At 56.2% G+C, this 17798-nt stretch carries 14 protein-coding genes; 2 read left to right on the forward strand and 12 right to left on the reverse strand.

What is annotated here, in order from left to right; all coding sequences use genetic code 11:
- Positions 1-128 precede the first annotated feature (128 nt).
- Genes FHW76_RS08000 through iolE form a run of 3 tightly spaced genes read right to left on the reverse strand, consistent with a single transcriptional unit; the run spans position 129 to position 3259 of the window.
- Complete coding sequence (locus tag FHW76_RS08000) at positions 129-1160, reverse strand: Gfo/Idh/MocA family protein (protein ID WP_183476526.1); 1032 nt, start codon at positions 1158-1160, stop codon at positions 129-131.
- A 9-nt stretch (positions 1161-1169) separates the two neighbouring features.
- Positions 1170-2342 carry a Gfo/Idh/MocA family protein gene (locus FHW76_RS08005; protein WP_043875664.1) on the reverse strand — a complete coding sequence of 391 codons (1173 nt, stop codon included), beginning with the start codon at positions 2340-2342 and terminating at the stop codon, positions 1170-1172.
- Positions 2339-3259, reverse strand: coding sequence for a myo-inosose-2 dehydratase (gene iolE / locus FHW76_RS08010; protein ID WP_032729506.1), 921 nt, complete (start codon positions 3257-3259; stop codon positions 2339-2341). Before iolE ends, FHW76_RS08005 begins: the two co-directional genes overlap by 4 nt.
- A 571-nt stretch (positions 3260-3830) precedes the next feature.
- On the opposite strand from iolE, the gene FHW76_RS08015 reads away from it, so the two are divergent.
- Complete coding sequence (locus FHW76_RS08015; RefSeq protein ID WP_032736131.1) at positions 3831-4256, forward strand: hypothetical protein; 426 nt, start codon at positions 3831-3833, stop codon at positions 4254-4256.
- Positions 4257-4300: 44 nt separating this feature from the next.
- Here FHW76_RS08015 and FHW76_RS08020 read toward each other — a convergent pair whose 3' ends face one another.
- The 8 genes from FHW76_RS08020 to FHW76_RS08055 form a co-directional block, all read right to left on the reverse strand.
- Positions 4301-4732 carry a cell envelope integrity TolA C-terminal domain-containing protein gene (locus FHW76_RS08020; protein ID WP_012968783.1) on the reverse strand — a complete coding sequence of 144 codons (432 nt, stop codon included), beginning with the start codon at positions 4730-4732 and terminating at the stop codon, positions 4301-4303.
- A 157-nt stretch (positions 4733-4889) separates the two neighbouring features.
- The gene (gene lysS, locus FHW76_RS08025) at positions 4890-6407 is read right to left on the reverse strand and encodes a lysine--tRNA ligase (protein ID WP_004202393.1); all 1518 of its coding nucleotides are present in this window, start codon (positions 6405-6407) and stop codon (positions 4890-4892) included.
- Positions 6408-6738: 331 nt separating this feature from the next.
- A complete protein-coding gene (gene dtpD / locus FHW76_RS08030) occupies positions 6739-8214 on the reverse strand; it encodes a dipeptide permease DtpD (protein ID WP_012542563.1) in 1476 nt (491 codons plus the stop codon).
- 60 nt (positions 8215-8274) lie between these two features.
- Positions 8275-10422, reverse strand: a complete 2148-nt coding sequence (cadA, locus tag FHW76_RS08035) for a lysine decarboxylase CadA (RefSeq protein WP_012968785.1) — start codon at positions 10420-10422, stop codon at positions 8275-8277.
- An 82-nt stretch (positions 10423-10504) separates the two neighbouring features.
- A complete protein-coding gene (cadB, locus tag FHW76_RS08040; RefSeq protein ID WP_008805484.1) occupies positions 10505-11839 on the reverse strand; it encodes a cadaverine/lysine antiporter in 1335 nt (444 codons plus the stop codon).
- Between the two features lie 365 nt (positions 11840-12204).
- Positions 12205-13785, reverse strand: a complete 1581-nt coding sequence (gene cadC / locus FHW76_RS08045; protein ID WP_008805483.1) for a lysine decarboxylation/transport transcriptional activator CadC — start codon at positions 13783-13785, stop codon at positions 12205-12207.
- Between the two features lie 293 nt (positions 13786-14078).
- On the reverse strand, positions 14079-14351 hold the full coding sequence (locus FHW76_RS08050) for a DUF1471 domain-containing protein (RefSeq protein ID WP_002892402.1): 273 nt from the start codon (positions 14349-14351) through the stop codon (positions 14079-14081).
- A 100-nt stretch (positions 14352-14451) separates the two neighbouring features.
- On the reverse strand, positions 14452-15372 hold the full coding sequence (locus FHW76_RS08055; RefSeq protein ID WP_008805482.1) for a Kdo(2)-lipid IV(A) acyltransferase: 921 nt from the start codon (positions 15370-15372) through the stop codon (positions 14452-14454).
- Positions 15373-15882: 510 nt separating this feature from the next.
- Between FHW76_RS08055 and FHW76_RS08060 the strand changes: the two genes are divergently transcribed.
- Positions 15883-16749 (forward strand): GNAT family N-acetyltransferase, encoded by an 867-nt coding sequence (locus FHW76_RS08060; protein WP_012542565.1) that lies wholly within the window; start codon positions 15883-15885, stop codon positions 16747-16749.
- A gap of 22 nt (positions 16750-16771) precedes the next feature.
- Here FHW76_RS08060 and FHW76_RS08065 read toward each other — a convergent pair whose 3' ends face one another.
- Entirely contained in the window at positions 16772-17797 is a 1026-nt protein-coding gene (locus tag FHW76_RS08065) for a fimbrial protein (protein WP_168239742.1), read from the reverse strand.
- Position 17798 lies beyond the last annotated feature (1 nt).

Genomic DNA, 17798 nt, shown 5'->3' on the forward strand with positions numbered 1-17798 from the left:
AAGTAAAATCGTAGGCCCGCGCAAGCGCAGAGCCGCCGGGCAACAGACATCCGGCATCGTACGCGTCCTGGTGCCGGGCAATGGCAGACACGCTCGCGCTATCTGCAAACCAAAGCCCGGCCGGCTCCTTAGCGTTCTTCGTTAAACACCGCGCCCACCTGGCGCCGCACTTCATCCATCACCTGCAGATTCTGCAGCACCCGACTGAGCGGCCGCAGCGGCGAGTCCTGCAACCCCTGCCCGATGCACCAGGCAAAATGCTCCGCCTGCCAGAACAGCTGGTCGTAGCGATTGCGCGGCTCTTCCCAGCGCAGCGCCTGCCCGCCCTGGCTGGCGGCGAGCGTGAAGCCGCCGGGGGCATAAAACTGACCGTCGATCGTCAGGGTCGCCTGGCGTCCGGCCACCACCGCCCCGCCCGGCGTGTTGCTGAACAACGTCGTGTTTAACAACCCCTGCATCCCGTTCTGCCAGCTAAACAGCATCGACGTCTGACCGTTAAGCCCCTCCGCCGTGGCGCTGCCGCGGGCGACAATCTCCTGCGGCATGCCGCCCACCATCAGCGCAAACGAGGTCAAATAGCTGCCGAGGTCCATCATCGGCCCGCCGGCAAGGTCGGCATTGAAGATGCGGTGGTCGGAGGTGAAATACTCGCCGTGATCGGCCAGCAGGGTATGCAGGTCGCCGAGCGCCCCATCCTCCAGCAGCTGGCGGATCACATCATATTTCGGCGCGTAATCGCACCACATCGCCTCCAGCGCCAGCTTCCCCTGGCGGGCGGCTTCGGCCTGCAGCTCACGCCCTTCGCCGAGGTTGAGCGCGAAGGGCTTCTCAATCAGCACGTGTTTACCCGCCTTCAGCGCCTGCATGCCGTCGGGAAAGTGATGGTTGTGCGGCGTCGCAATGTACACCGCATCAATATCCGGGCGCGCCAGCATCTCCTCCACCTGGCCGTAAGCCTGGGGGATCCCCCATTCCGCGGCCACCCGCTCGGCCTTCGCCTGGCTGCGGGAGGCCACCGCCACCACCTGCTGTCGGCTGTAGGTTTTCAATGCATGAACAAAGCGCTCGGCGATCCAGCCAGGACCGATAATGCCCCAGCGCAGGGAGGGAATGCTCTGCGCCGCCGGGTGGCGCGGGATCGGTAAGTGTGAGGGAAACATAGCGGCTCCTTAGTCTTTAACCACGTTCACCCAGCGGCGGCTGACCATCGAGGCTTCAATCGCCGACAGCACGCGCTGATTCTGCAAACCAAATTCGAAGTTGGGATAGCAGTCGTCCTCCCCGCAAATCCCCTGCACCAGGTCATGCACTTCGATCACCTTGACGTCAAAATAGCCCAGCCCACCGCCGCCAAAATCGAAGCCGAAGAAGCCGGCATAGGCCGGGATCTGGCTCCCGGCATACAGCGTCTTAAAGCCGCGGTCGTGTTTATCATCGTTGAAGCGATATACCTGCAGTTCGTTAAAGCGCTCCCCGTCCATATACAGCGTGCCTTCGGTGCCGGAAACCTCCCAGAACACGCCGAAGATCCGCCCGGCGGCGATGCGCGAGGCCTCAATCACTCCCGCCGCGCCGCTGTCGAAATTGACCAGGCACTGAACCTGATCGTCATTTTCTACTTCCCGCCACTCGGCATCGGCCGCGACCCGGCTGGCATACCCGGCATCGCGCTGCGGCACCGGACGCTGGCGCAGGCAGGTTTGCGCGCTGGCGGTCACTTCGCGGATCCCGCCCAGCAAAAACTGGGCGACCGACAGGGTATGGGCGCCAAGGTCGCCAAGCGCCCCGCTGCCGCCGAGGGTTTTCGAGCAGCGCCAGGACCAGGGCAGGTTAGGGTCGTTATAAAACCCCTGATCAAAGGTGCCGCGAAAGCGCACCGGTTCGCCAATATCGCCCCGGGCGATAATCTGCTTTGCCAGCAGTGCCGCCGGCGTTTTGATGTTGTTAAAGGCCACCATGGTCTTCACCCCCGCGCGCCGTGCCGCCTGCGCCATCTCCTGCGCCTGCTGCTCGTTGACCGCCAGCGGCTTCTCGCAATAGACATGTTTACCCGCCGCGATCGCCGCCATCGCCATTGTGTAGTGCAGATGGTTCGGCGAGGTGATATCCACCACATCAACCTGCGGATCGTTTACCAGCTCGCGCCAGTCGCCGTAGGCCTTTTCCGCCCCCAGTTTCGCCGCATGGCGTTCAGCCAGCGCCTGATCCTGATCCGCCAGCGCGTAGAGATGCGGGCGCTTCGGCAGATCGGGATAGAACATGGCCGCGCGACGGTACGCGTCAGCGTGTGCCTGACCCATAAAACCCGAGCCGATAAGACCGATATTTAACCGCGCGCTCATGATGCATGCTCCTCTGACGGTGAAGGGGAAGAAAAATGGTGCGCCAGCCAGGCAAAGGCGCGGCGGGCGGTGGCCAACGGCGGCGCCATCGCCGGGTCCTGCTCGGCTTCGATAATCAGCCAGCCGCGGTAGTCGCTGTCCCGGACGAAGTCGAGGATCGGCGCATAGTCGATGCAGCCGTCGCCCGGGATAGTAAACAGCCCGGCGCGCACCGCCTCGTTAAAGCTCAGGTTTTCACGATACAGACGCCCCAGCACCTGCGGACGGACGTCTTTCAGATGCAGATGGCGGATACGGTGGCCATATTTTTGCAGCACGCGCGGGATCTCGACCCCGGCGACAAAGGCGTGTCCGGTATCAAACGCCAGCCCGACGTTGTCATGGGTATGGGACAGAAACCGCTCCAGCTCGTCATCGTGCTCCACCAGCATCATCAGATGATGGTGATAGGCCAGCTGGAGGCCATAGTCGCGCAGCAGCAGGTCGGCAAAGGTATTTAGCTTGTGGCAATACGCCGCCAGGCTGACACGGCTTAACGGCGGCGAGAGTGAAATAGGCTCATCAAGCGGGGTTTCACCCGGCAGTTGCCCGCACTCGCCGTAAACCATCACCCTCGCGCCGAGCTGCCGGAGGAGTTGCGCGTGCTCCCGCACCGCCTCCAGCTCCGCTTCCACGCTGCGCTCGGCCAGCAAGCCGCTGTACCAGCCGGACGCCAGGCGCAGGTCAGCCGCCGCCAGCAGCGGGCCCAGCGTCTCTGCCTGGCGGGGAAATTTCCGTCCTAACTCAATGCCCTGATAGCCCGCCTCCCGCGCCTCGCGCAGGCAGGTATCCAGGGGGATATCGCCGCCTAAATCCTCCAGCACATCGTTGGTCCAGCACAGGGGGCTCACGCCCCACTGCAGATGCTCTGTCGCCATCTTGTTCTCCTTTTCACCCTGTGGTCTTGTCTGGCGTCACTATAAGCAGGCGACGACCGACGATGAAAACGGAGAAATGATGGAAATCCATCATTGCGCTGGCGATATATCCGCTATTTCAGGTAACCCTGAAAAATAAATGGAAATAATGCTTGCCGCCGGCTTATTTTGCGGCTAAAAATTACTGGCTTAATAACCCGCTTCAGAGGTTATCCCTTTCATTCGAAATATGATGATAGCAATATGAAAAAAACTCAACACCGCACCGGCGCGGGCTTTAGCCGCGCGCCCAGGCCGGGCCTGCTGTTATTTGCGTAAGTGACAAATAGTCACTTTTAAAACATCAATTACTTAACATTCTCTCTGCAATAATATGACATGCAGCGGGAAGGTACAGTGATAAATAAAATCAGGGTAATGATGTTTTACCAATAAATAACCCATCTCCTTCCTGCTAGTTATTTATCAGGAATGGCTGCGGTTATATTTATTCTGACGCACCGGGAGAATGCACCAATGTGTATCAACCTTTATGACCATGCACGCCGCTATCGCGATGAGAAACAATAAGATGAATAAGACCTGGCTTTTCACCACCCTCACCCTGGCGCTGGTCGCCGCCGCGCCGGCCCACGCCATTAGCGCGAAATACCGGGAACAGCTTGAACGTTCCGGCTGCACGCAGATGACCGACGGGACCACCTGCGATATTCATAAAACCAAAGCCGAGAATGCCGCCGCCGCGCAGCAGGCCAGCAGCGGCTTCGGCCCCTGGGTGGGCACCTGGTATGTTTATACGGAGTATGGCGATAAAATTGATGAGATTGTCGTCACCGCTAAAACGGTGAAAACCCATGGTCATCTGGTCGAGGCGGCGAAAGCCAGCCAGGGCAAACTGACTTTCCGGGTGAAAAGTTCAGCCTTTACCCTCAACGACGCCTTTAACGGCAGCTGGACAAACGGCAGCCAGCGCGGCTCCCTGCAAAAAGTGCAGTAATCTCTCCGCCCCTGCCGTCCGGCGGGGGCGGAAAGCCGGGTGCGCTAAGGCTTAAAATCCAGTAGCGGATGGTTAAAGATCTGGTAGACCCCTTCGCTGGCAAAGGGCGGGAAGGTCGTGCGCAGTACCGCATCGGTCACTACCGCGCAGAACGCCGGATCGCCCCCCTCCTGCTGCAGTCCGGTCAGTTTTGCACTGCGGTTAAGCGACAGCCGCACGGAGCATATTTTCCCCTGGTAGCGTGCGCTGTTGGGCAATTGAACCATAACCGCCTCTCTGAGCGTGAAGGCGTAGCGCATCAGTTGGTCCTGCGTGGCTTTGCCCGGCGGCAGTGTGTGCGTATCCGGGGCCGCGGCCCGCTGCTGCATCTGGCGGATCAGTTCCTCCTGCGTCGGATGCTTCTCCTTCGCCGCCTGGCAGCCGCTCAGCAGGCTAATAGCCGCCGCGGTCATGAGGGCAATACCAAATTTGCTCATAGCGTCTCCTTGCGAAATGGTCACTATTGTCGCGCGTCTGGCCACGGCAAAACATCCCGATAAATAGCGGTTAGCGGTTCATAAAGCAGGGCAAAAGACAGGATGGGGATAATGCAGGGAGGACCTCCCGGCGCAGGCCGGGAGGGAGTGCAACGGATTACTTCTGCGGACGCATGGCCGGGAAGAGGATCACGTCGCGGATGGTATGGCTGTTGGTAAACAGCATCACCATGCGGTCGATACCGATACCCAGACCCGCGGTCGGCGGTAAACCATACTCCAGGGCGGTGACGTAGTCTTCGTCATAGAACATCGCTTCGTCATCGCCCGCCGCTTTGGCGTTCACCTGATCCTGGAAGCGCTGCGCCTGATCTTCGGCATCGTTCAGCTCGCTGAAACCGTTACCGATTTCGCGGCCGCCAATGAAGAATTCAAAGCGGTCAGTGATTTCCGGGTTGACGTCGTTACGGCGCGCCAGCGGGGAAACTTCCGCCGGGTATTCGGTGATGAAGGTTGGCTGAATCAGATGCGCTTCCGCCACTTCGTCAAAGATTTCGGTGACGATACGTCCCAGACCCCAGCTTTTCTCTACCTGAATACCGAGAGATTCCGCCAGCGCTTTCGCCGCGTCGAAGTTATCCAGATCCGCCATGTTGGTTTCCGGACGGTGTTTCTTGATTGCTTCGCGCATGGTCAGTTTTTCAAACGGCTTACCGAAATCAAACACCTGGTCGCCATATGGCACTTCGGTTTTGCCCAGCACCGTCTGCGCCAGGGTGCGGAACAACGACTCGGTCAGTTCGATCAGGTCTTTGTAGTCCGCATACGCCATATACAGTTCCATCATGGTGAACTCTGGGTTATGGCGTACCGAGATCCCTTCATTACGGAAGTTGCGGTTGATTTCAAACACGCGTTCAAAACCGCCGACCACCAGACGTTTCAGATACAGTTCCGGCGCGATGCGCAGGTACATATCCAGATCCAGCGCGTTGTGATGGGTGATGAACGGACGGGCGGACGCCCCGCCAGGGATCACCTGCATCATCGGGGTTTCGACTTCCATAAAGCCACGAGCCACCATGAACTGGCGCATGGTCGCGAGGATCTGCGAACGGATACGGAACGTATGACGTGACTCTTCGTTGGCGATCAGATCCAGATAGCGCTGGCGATAGCGGACTTCCTGATCCTGCAGGCCGTGGAATTTATCCGGCAGCGGGCGCAGGGCTTTGGTCAGCAGACGCAGCTCGGTGCAGTGAATAGAGAGTTCGCCGGTTTGCGTTTTGAACAGCTTGCCGCGGGCGGCGATGATATCGCCGAGGTCCCATTTTTTAAACTGTTCGTTGTAGACGCCTTCCGGCAGGTCATCGCGCGCCACGTACAGCTGAATGCGGCCGCCGACGTCCTGAAGAGTGACGAAAGAGGCTTTGCCCATCACGCGGCGGGTCATCATCCGGCCAGCCACCGCAACTTCAACGTTCAGGGAAGCGAGTTCATCGTTATCCTTCGCATCGAATTCAGCATGCAATTGGTCAGAGGTATGATCGCGACGGAAGTCGTTGGGGAAGGCTACGCCCTGCTCACGCAGTGCAGCCAGTTTTTCGCGACGAGTTTTCAGTTCATTATTAAGGTCAATGGCCTCATCGGCACCTTGTGCTTGTTGTTCAGACATATGGATTCCTCATAACCTTGCTTTCAAACTAGCTTCGATAAATTGAACCAGGTCACCCTTCCGCGCGGCCTGTCTCTGGGAAGACACCAGAGCACAATCTTAACGATCCTGGATTCACTCCAAGCTGATCTCACTCAGCTATGGCTTCAGTAACGGTATTTTTTATCGTTGGCCTCCGCGCATGCCAGAATATCCTCCTCCTGTTCACTAAGCTGTGCAAGGAGCGACTTCGCGCTCCGCTGTTGATGTCATGCCCCCGGTCGCGCTGCGCTTATCGGGGCTACGAATAGCGGCCCGGATAAGGCGTTTACGCCACCAGCCGGGACGAGCGTCAGGCGCCGCCGCCGGTAACTTCACCGGCAGCCGCACGGCGTTTGCCCACACTACAGGCCGCGGCAAAGGCGATAACGACCATCACCGCCACGCAGCCGAGGGTCCATTCGCCCATCTGCGAGAAGAAATGTTGATAGGCAGCAATCGCCGTGTCGCTAATTTGCGATTCGGTGGTTTGCTGCGCCACCACGCCCGCCAGCCAGTTGGCCACCGCGCCAGTGGCCAGCATATAGATCCCGGTCAACACCCCGGTGACGCCGGGCATGTTCAGACGGGTGATTTGCGCCATCGCCACCGGGTCGATAAACAGTTCGGCAAAGCCCATCATCGCCAGCCCGGCGACCATCATGCCCATCGAGGCCTGGCCGTCAGCCGCGCCGTGGCGGGCATTGAGCGCCAGCAGCATAAAGCCGCCGCCCATCAGCAGCAGGCCGAAAGCGAATTTCAGCCAGACGCGCAGCACCGAACGCACGCTGCCTTCCGGGCGCATCAGCCACGCCAGCACCACGCCGGCCGCCATCACCGCCACCGCGTTGACCGACTGGAACAGCGCGGTTGGCACGTCCCAGTTCAGCAGGCGACGATTGACGAAGTGGTCGATAAACAGGCTAATCGAGCTCCCGCCCTGCTGCGCCAGCACCCAGAACAGCGTTCCTGCGAGCATCAGCAGGACGATCTGCCACAGCGCGCGACGATGCTCCGGGGCTTTGATCATGATCCGCGCCACCATCTGGGCGGCGAACAGGCAGACGATCGCCAGCAGATAGCCGGACCAGTTGTTTTGCAGCAGCAGCGTGAAGAACACCGGCGCCAGGCACAGCATCACCAGCAGCCAGCCCCAGGTCGGCAGCACAAATTTCACTGCCCGCAGCGCCGGTTTATCGACGCCGCGGGTATGCCGGAAATGGCGGCTGCCGCTTAAGAAAATCATCAGGCCGATAAACATGCCGATCCCCGCCAGCGCAAAGCCGATATGCCAGCCGTACCACTGCGCCGCCAGTCCGCAGGCGATGGGCGCGGCGATCGACCCGACGTTGCCGGCGGCGTACAGCAGCGAGAAACCGCCGTCGCGACGCGGGTCGTCGTGAGCGTACAGTTCGCCGAGCAGGCAGCTGATATTGGATTTGAACAGGCCGTAGCCGCAGATGATGATCGCCAGCGCGACGTACAGACTCCATGCGGAGGTCGACTCGACGCCCAGCACCACGTGGCCGAGGGTCATTAACAGCGCCCCGGCAATCACCGCCGTGCGGTTGCCGAGCAGGCGGTCGGCAAGCCAGCCGCCGAGAATAGGGGTAACGTAAACTAAAGATGCGTAGGCGCTGAACAGACTGATGGCATGGCTGTCGTCAAAGCCAAGCTGGTGGGTGAGATAAAGGATGAGTAAGGCACGCATGCCGTAAAAGCTGAAGTACTCCCAGATCTGGATCGCAACGATGTAGTAAATCGCGCGCGGCTGTGAGGGTGTTTTCATAGGTTCTCCTTGCAGCGTGAAAAAAGGGAAGTGGCAAGCCACTTCCCTGGTGTGCGTCTATTACTTGTTGTTTTCTTCTTTCAGCACTTTAACGGTGTAACGACCATCCGCCTGACGATAGGCGCCGTGGATATCGGTTTCGAAGCCCGGGTAGTGGGCGCCGATTTCGCACAGCATCTGCAGGAACTCCAGCACCGGGCGGCTTTCTTCGGTGATCATTTCACCCGGCATCACCAGCGGCACTCCCGGAGGATACGGCAGGATCATGTTGGCGTTGACGCGGCCGACCATCTCTTCGAGATAAACCTCTTCAGTCTGACCGTGCAGCTCTTTCTGGAACGCGGCATACGGGGTCATCACCATCGATGGCAGCACTTCAAACGCGCGGAACATCAGGTCCGGCAGGTTGTGATGCTCAATCAGTTTGTGAATGTTCTGCGCCAGGTCCTGAATACGCATGTTTTCATAGAATTCAGGATCTTCACGGTACAGCGACGGCAGCATGTTTTTCACCCGCAGGTTCAGGTCGAACGCGCGTTTGAAGTCGGTCAGCGCACGCAGCAGGCTCAGCGCTTTGGTTTTGTCGATACCGATGCTGAACAGGAACAGCAGGTTGTACGGACCGGTTTTCTCAACCACGATGCCGTGTTCGTCGAGATATTTCGCCACGATGCTCGCCGGAATACCGAAGTCATCCATGGTGCCGTCTTTCTTCATCCCCGGCGTCAGCAGCGTGACTTTGATCGGGTCGAGGTACATGTGCTCGTTATCGATGTTTTTGAAACCGTGCCATGCGCTGTCGGAACGCAGCGGCCAGCATTCAGGACCATCGATATGCTCCGGCTGCCAGACGTCGAAGAACCAGCCGTCAGACTCACCTTTCAGACGTTTGATCTCTTTACGGAACTTGATGGAACGTTCAATAGAGCCGTCGATCAGACGCTTACCGGCGTTACCCTTCATCATCGCCGCCGCGGTTTCGGTGGACGCCACGATCCCGTAGTGCGGGGAAGTGGTGGTGTGCATCATGTAGGCTTCGTTGAAGGTCTCTTCGTTTACGTCGCCTTTCACGTGGATCATCGACGCCTGGGAGAATGCCGCCAGCAGTTTGTGCGTGGACTGGGTTTCGTAGATCACTTTCCCTTCGACGCGGCCGCCGCTCATCCCGCATTTGCCTTCATAGATCGGCGAGAAGTTGGTGTAAGGGACCCATGCGGAGTCAAAGTGGATGGATTTCACATCCAGGGTTTTCTTGATGAAGTCGGTGTTATACAGCAGACCATCATAGGTTGAGTTGGTGATCACCGCGTGTACCGGCCAGGTCGCATTCGGCGTCTCTTTCACACGCTTGGCGATAGTCGCGTGCTGAAATTCGCTCTGCGGAATACCGCCGAGGATACCGTAGGCGTTACGGGTCGGACGGAAGTAGATCGGCGTAATGTCGCTCATCATCATCAGGTGAGTCAGCGATTTGTGGCAGTTACGGTCAATCAGCACGGTGCTGCCGGCCGGCGCGGAGTACATGCCGACGATTTTGTTAGCAGTAGAGGTACCGTTGGTCACCATGTAGCTGCGTTCTGCGTTAAAGACGCGAGCGATATACTCTTCCGCTTCTTTGTGCGGGCCGCTGTGGTCCAGCAGGGAACCCAGTTCAGAAACCGAAATGGAGATATCGGATTTCATGGTATTCGGGCCAAAGAAATCATAGAAGATGCTGCCTACCGGGCTTTTCTGGAACGCGGTACCGCCCATGTGGCCAGGGGTACAGAAGGTGTATTTGCCTTCACGTACATATTTGAACAGCGCTTTGGTCAGCGGCGGCAGAATGGTGTCGATGTATTCGTCAGTGTTCTGTTTGATTTTGTTCGCGATATCTTCCGCAGCGCCCAGCGCATATTCGAAGAAGCGAACCTGCATGCGCAGATCGTTCAGGCTAACGTCCAGAGTCGAGTAGGTGTTAGCGAACGCGTACAGCGGCATGTACTCGTTCATTTTGCTGATTTCTTCGCACAGTTCGAGATTGTATTTATCCCAGTCGAAGATCACGCCGCACAGACGAGAGTTGTTTTCGATAAGTTTTAATAAGTCGTCACGGTCGTTCGGGTAGACAATACGGAAGTCCAGGCGTTCGAGAGCACGATGCAGTTCACGGATGGGTTCTTCTTTGAAGTAAACACCCATGTGATTCATGATTGCAATAACGTTCATAGTCAAATCTCCAGATGTAGAAAGCCCCTCCCGTCGCGTGATGACAGGTGATGGAAGGAGCCTCAGGAAAAAGGGTTACTGATTAGTGCGCGTTAGCGGGGCTGTTGTTATCCGTTGCGTTGTTCTGGCGCTGGTGCATTTTGCGACCGTAGAACATCAGGATAATCAGGCTAACGATAAAGGTGCCGGCCAGTTCGAAGGAGCTTGCGCCCATCAGCGCGATGAAGCAGAACACGCAACCCAGTACCGAACAAATCAGGCTAACGAAGTTACGAATGTTGATGCCTTCGAAACGAATCAGGTCAACACAGGAGTAGAAGTAAGGCAGCATGGTCAGCAGTACCGCGATACCGGTCAGTTCGCCGAACAGGTCAGAAGCTTTACCACCGGCGGAGTTCATCAGGGTAATCAGCACCATCAGCGCGGTCATTTTCACCGCCGCCAGCAGCAGGCCTTTTTTCGGGATACCGTTGCTATCGACTTCGCCATACACTTTCGGGAAGTTACCGTCGTTGGCGGCACGTACACCGGCCTGGCCAACCAGCATCATCCACGAGCCCAGAGAAGTCAGGCAAGCGAAGGCAGTGAAAGCGGAAACCATCGGAGCAGCCCAGCCGCCGAGAATGGTAGAGGCGCTAATCGCGAACGGCGCACCGGACGCGGCCATCTGAGAAGCAGGATACATACCGGCGATAACCTGAGTCGCGGCGATATAGACGATACCGGCCATCGCAGTACCCAGCATGGTTGCCAGCGGTACGGTACGTTTCGGGTTTTTCACCATCCCGGTACTCACGGCGGCGGATTCGACGCCAACAAAGGCCCACAGGCAGAGCAGGATACTTTTAATGACCGCGTGGCTATCGGTGGTGCTGGAGGTGTTCCAGTTCGCCTGATAGGTGGCGACATCAAACCAGTGCCAGCCGACAACCGCGGTCATGACCACTGGAATAAGCACCAGTACCAGACCAATAGTGGTCAGACGGCTGACCCAGGTCCCGCCGAGCATATTAACGAAAGTAAAGATCCACACGATGGCAATACAGGCAATACCTGCTGGCACCGGGTTATTTAAAATTGGGAAGAACGTTGAGAGATAAGAAACTGCGGTAATCCCGATGGCCAGGTTACCAATCCAGTTTGCATGATAATAAAGCACACCGGTCTGGAAACCGAATGCGGGAGATATTTCCCCGGCGTAGGCAATTGGACCACCCTGTTGCGGGTTCTTAGTGGCCAGTCGGGCATAAACATAAGCCAGAGACATCGCACCAATAATTGAAATTACCCAGCCCCAAATGGCAATACCACCGATGCTGGCCAGGTTCGCAGGTAATAATGCAATACCGCTCCCCATCATATTACCGGCGACGACACCGGTACAGGCAAATAGCCCGATCTTCTTGGCAGAACTCATGGTTGTTTTTCTCCTAAGTTTATTTGGGAGGTACAGATCATGATACAGAACCATTAATTGACCCGACCAACTGCCAACAAGATTACTGATTTGTACGAGATAAGTCCTAAAGATAAAGTGAAATAACAACAAACATCAGACAAATGATATTTTGACCTTTTTCGCTTAACATATAAACATGACAACAGGGTGTCAGAAAAAGATAAACATCGTTTAGTTACATGGGGTTAGAGTGGGATGTGAGTGTTACTGAAGTGTTATTCAAAGCCTCCTGAATGCTAAATACAAATAACAACCAGAGGCTTCATGAGAAACATAAATTTAACCTCATCATGCCCAAAACCTTGCGCATGATGAGGGTTTACTTATTCTGAAGAGAGGAAATTGTCGAGATACGGTACCACCCGATTAACTGATGTCTGGAAAACACCGTTTTCAATCCAGTACAGGGTATCCCCGCCGGGCCGTAAATTAAACGCGGTGATGTAAGAATCGGCAGCCAGTCGGTTCTCTCCTTTCATCTCATAGACTTTGCCTAACAGCACATAATTCAGCCACGACATCTCTAAATCAATCGCACTGTTAATCGCGGTATTCGCTTCGTCGACTTTACCCTTACCCAACGAATCTACCGCTTTTATTTGATAATAAATCGCCATGTCTTTAATACCCGGCATCTCCCCTACCCGCTCAACCTCACTGTAGAGGGCAGCTAGCTGTTTATCGTCCAGCGGCTGCTGCGAATGGCGTAATACATCCACCAGCGTTTTTTCGGCATAGGCGTAAATAAAATCCGGCGCCCGCTTAATCACATCATCCAGCAGGCTACTGGCTTTACTTAATGAATCAACATCGCCCTTCATTAACAGCTGATGCGACTGGTAGAAATAGGTTAACGCCACGCTCTGCGAGGGCTGATATTGCCTGAGCATCGCCTGCATCCGCGCCGGCCACGGTTGCGTCAGGGCATCCGACAGGCTGTTCATCAGATCGTTCTGAATGGTCAGCTGGTTGTCGTTGGTCACAAAGTAGCGTTTATCCAGCATCGTCGAGCTGTCGGCGTTATCCACCAGCTGGACCGACATAAAGCACTGCTGCGCCCGATAGTGGCGCTGATTGACGAACTCAATGGTCAGCGTTTTCCCGGAGCTGCTCGGCTCATTGATGTTGTAGTCCGTTTTGTCATGCACCATAAAGGTCGAGAAGGTGTTCAGCGAGGTGGTGATCAGGCTGGCCAGGCCGACCGCGTAAGAGTGCTGCGACGACCAGTTGGCGCAGGAGTTACCATTGACCAGGTGGATATCGATATCGCGCGGATTGAGCAGCAGGCGCGCCTTGTTGACCGGCGGCCGCGACTCCATGCTCGACAGCGCCACCAGCGCCACACAGGTGCCCAGCGCCAACAGGAACAGCCCCCACACCAGGGCGGTGGTGAGGCGTTTGCGGGCCGATGGCGCGCTGGCGACAGCGGGAGCCGCCGCCGGCGCTGTCACCGGCGCGGTAAGATCGGCGGAGGAGTCGGGGGCTTCTGGCGGCCCACCGGCAGCCGGTGGCACGGGAATAGCGGTCGACGACGAAGGCGTCAGCGCCTCCACCTGCGGGGCGAGTTCCTCCCCCTCCTCGGTGCACCAGATCACCGGCACCGTGAGCTTATACCCCCGTTTGGGTACCGTCGCGATGTACTCAAGGCTAACGTCGTCGCCGTCTTTGAGCGACTTGCGCAGTTCGGAAATACTCTGCGTGACGACGTGGCTGGTCACAACGTTCCGGGTCCAGACGTTTTCGATAAGCTCGTCCCGGCTAAGCACTTCCCCCGGATGGCGGGCAAAAAAGACCAGAAGATCGATTAAACGCGGTTCAAGGGTAAGCTGGCGCCCCTTCCTGCTGATTTGGTTTACAGAGGGGGTTACCAGCCATTCACCGACGCGAACAACAGGTTGTAGCATACAAGAAAGCCCCAGACAAAAAGGGAAAGGCGCGATGATAACACATTTGTCCTACCTATTTTTGCCAGGGGTCACTCCCTCAGGCATTAGGTCAGAATTGGCTTTTTATCAACAATAAAAAGCAATAATTCATTAACATCGTGATCATGAAATTTATATATAGCGATAAAAACGCATTTCCGCTGCCGCAATTGCCTAAGGCAATTCCGATGGCAGAAAAAAAATGAGCCCGGAGGCTTAACGCGCTCCAGGCTCAATGCGTCGCGCGCCGCTACGGCACGCTTTTAAAAAGGTTATTTATACACTTCCGCTGTGGCTTCGAAGTTTGGACCATGCTCGCGCGCGGCGGTAATCACGTAATATTTTCCGCCTTTCTCATCGGCCAGCTTAGAGAGCTGATCGTGCAGATCGGAAGGTGAAGAGAACTCGCCACCGGACGGCCCTACCGAGATCGGTCCGACCTTGGTCAGTTTGAAGTGTTTCACTTCTTCTTTGGTGATCAACTGTGCGGCGGACGCGCCAAATGCAACGGCGGAAAGGGCTAACGCGACTATCACTTTTTTCATCCTGCAATCTCCTTGGAATTAGCCTTCAGTCAGGCTCTTTCAGTATAGACGGCGATTTACTGAGCGTGCTACCGATGCGCTTATTTTTCGGCCGAAGCGTTCAGTAACGCGGCGGTACCCCTTCCGGGCGAGTCTTAAAACGCCGGTGCAGCCACATATATTGCTCGGGCGCCATCAGGATGCACTGTTCGATAATCTGATTCATCCAGGCCGCCGTGACCTCGGCGCTCGCCAGCGGCGGCGTGCGCTCTGGCGTCAGAGAGATCAATTCATACCCCATGCCGTTGGGCTTGCGCCGCGGAACAAACGGCACAATCGTCGCCCCGGACATTTTCGCCAGCATCCAGGTGCCGGTGGTGGTCGCCGCCTGCTCGACGGCAAACAGCGGGGCAAAAACGCTGCTGGCCGGGCCGTAATCGTGATCTGGCGCGTACCAGAGGATCTCCCCCTCTTTCAGCGCCCTGACCATCCCTTTCAGATTTTTTCGATCCAGCATGGTCTTGTTCGAACGCAAGCGTCCCCAGGTCTGCAGCCAGTCAATCAGCGGGTTATCATTGGGCCGGTAGACGCCAATGCCCGGGGTAAACATGCCATACATTCGCGCCCCCATTTCGAGGGTCAGAAAATGAATACCGATCAGTAAGATGCCCTGCTTTTGTTCCAGAAGCTCCACCACCTCGTTAACGCCGCTGGTCTCGGTCCAGCGCGCCACCCGGTGCGTCGGCCAGAACCAGGCCATGCCGGTCTCCATCAGCCCCATGCCCAGCGATTCAAAGTTTTTCACCAGCAGCGCCTCGCGGTCGGCGGCGCTCATCTCGGGAAAGCAGAGTTCGAGATTACGTCTGGCAATCCGCGCGCGGCTTTTCATCACCCGCATTGCCAGCCGCCCAAGCGCCGTTCCCAGACGGTAGATCACCGGATACGGTAATTGCACCAGCAGCCACAAAAAGCCAATTCCCAGCCACAACAGCCAGTAACGCGGGTGCAAAAGCGCGCGGGAAAATTTGGGTAAATTTGACATAGTAATCCTGTTAATTCACTCAATAATAGCTGAGCAAAAACCGCGAAATAAAGTAGCGGATCCTGCATGTTATATTTTTCCAATTCGTGCGGTAATACTCAGACACAAAGGGCGTTATTATACGTCGCTCCTTGAGTAATTTCAGCCCTTGCGATGACGGCTACTCTATTATTAGGCAGATCGCGTAAAATTTCCTGTTTAATGCATAAATAAATAAACCTAACCTCTACGGCGCGGCCGATTGTCGATAAAATCGCCAGTACATTTGCCTCAGCCTCTCGACCAGTGCCTCGTTTACTCACGCTCTATTATGGCGATAGCAAACGCAAACAGGCCGTTCAGCCCGGTCTGATATGGCCAGCATGCGGTTATTTGTGACTGGGGCAAAGGTTAAGCATCGACATTGCGGATCCTTTTCCCAGATATGCTACGTTTACAGCGCTCATTCGACGCAAGTGCCTTTGCCGACGTCGCCGCTTTCAGAAGCCATAGTGAGAAGGAACTATGACAATGAATTATCAATTAGTGAAGCAAGTCAGAGAAAATAGCCCATTAAGAAAAAGCTTCATTGACCTTGCCGTTAAGACTTTTGATCTGTCTTTTGAAGAGTGGTATCAGCAAGGTTACTGGACCGACGCCTATATCCCCTACGCCTTTGTCGAACGCAATAAAGTTATCGCTAACGCTTCGGCCAATATCATCGACCTGCGCTGGCAGGGCGAGCCCCGGCGTTATATTCAGATTGGCACCGTGATGACCGAACCGGACCACCGTAATAAGGGATTAGCCGGCCAGCTTATCCATCACATCCTGCAGGACTGGCAGCAGGAGGCGGACGCCTTCTTTTTATTCGCCAATCCCACCACGGTGGATTTTTACCCCAAATTTGGCTTCACCCGCAGCGAAGAGCATCAATATATTATGCCGGTTTCCCCGCGAGCCGGTGATTTTCGTAAACTGGATATGGACAGCGCTGACGATGTCGCCCTGCTCCGCCATTACTATGAAAAATCCAACCCGTTCTCACCGCTGCGGGTGGAGCATAACTTTGGCCTGCTGATGTTTTACTGCTCAGCCTTTATGAAGCATTTTGTTTATTACTCGGCAAAAAATGAGGCAGTGGTCATCGCCATGCAAAACGGTCCGGTGCTGATCTGCTTTGACCTCTTCTGCGAGGAGGGTAAGAGCCTGTCGACGCTGGTCAACGAACTGGCCGATGACCATGTTTACCAGGCCATCCTCGGTTTTACCCCTAATGAAGACCGGCTCGGCGAGTATGAGAAAATAGAGGGAGAAGATATCCTCTTCGTCTATGACCAGAAGGAAAACCTGTTTAAAGACAGGAAGTTGATGTTTCCTTTACTGGCGCATGCCTGACGACGCCACGCCGTCAGGCCGATCAGTTATAAGTCGCCACGAAGGTCGCGCTGGCGTTCGCCTCGCCCGCAGTCACTGCGGGCTGCGTCTGGATATAGCGGGCCTGATAGGATAAACGATAGTTCGTCTGACTGCCTTTATTCCCGGACCAGACCTGGCTCACCTGGTTTAGCGGCACCAGCGCGCCGCCGGCACTGAGGATTTGCACGCCAAGTCCGGATGCGCCTTCAGGTTGGTCATCGATTTTAATCACCTCGTTGGCGGCGACAGCGCTGTCCACCGTCGCGTTAAACTGCATAAACACGCTGCCGACATTTTCACAGTTCGTCAGGTTGATGTTAAAAGGAACCGGGGCGGTGGTGCTGTTGAGCCCGGTAAACGCGGTTTTGTTATGCCGCCCGAGGAAGACGTTAATGTTTTTACTGTCGTCAGTAATCTTGCAGGTGGGTGATTTGACCTGAATACAGAGCCCACTGACGCTAAAGCGCATCGCCTGTACTCCGCCAAGATAAATATCGCCAAGGTAATCGTTAAGGCAATACTCGCCCGGCGGCGGTAGACCGCCGTTATCGGCAATCCGCCAGAAATAGATGGTCGGTTTTTTATTTTCCGCCTGAAATGCGCGCTGGCCGGAAAATACCGGCGCTGAGGGCCAGGCCGTGAACAGGGGATCGAAATTAATGCCATCCTGTTCCCCCATCTGGAAGCTGTAACCAATGCCCGGCAGGCGGTCGATGCTGTAGATATCCCCGGGCTTGCCGTCTCCCGCCGGGCCGACCCGTGAGCCGCCGATGCTCTGAAACCCGCCGGGCTCGCTGCCGCTGCAGGCGATCTCCCAGCGTTCGTTATTAGTGATAATCATCCCTCCGTAGCTGTATAGCAGGGAGCCGATGGGGCGATTGCTGACGTCAAGGTTGATACTGGCCTGGCTGACGTTCACTGAATACTCGATAGTTTTGCCACTGACCATCTGGCACGCTGCCGACAGCGAGGCGCAGTATCCGCCGGCCAGCAGAAGCGGTACCCCTGATGCGATGATTTTTTTCATA

Source organism: Klebsiella sp. RC2 (assembly GCF_014192815.1).
In the GTDB taxonomy this organism is placed as follows: Bacteria; Pseudomonadota; Gammaproteobacteria; order Enterobacterales; family Enterobacteriaceae; genus Klebsiella; species Klebsiella variicola.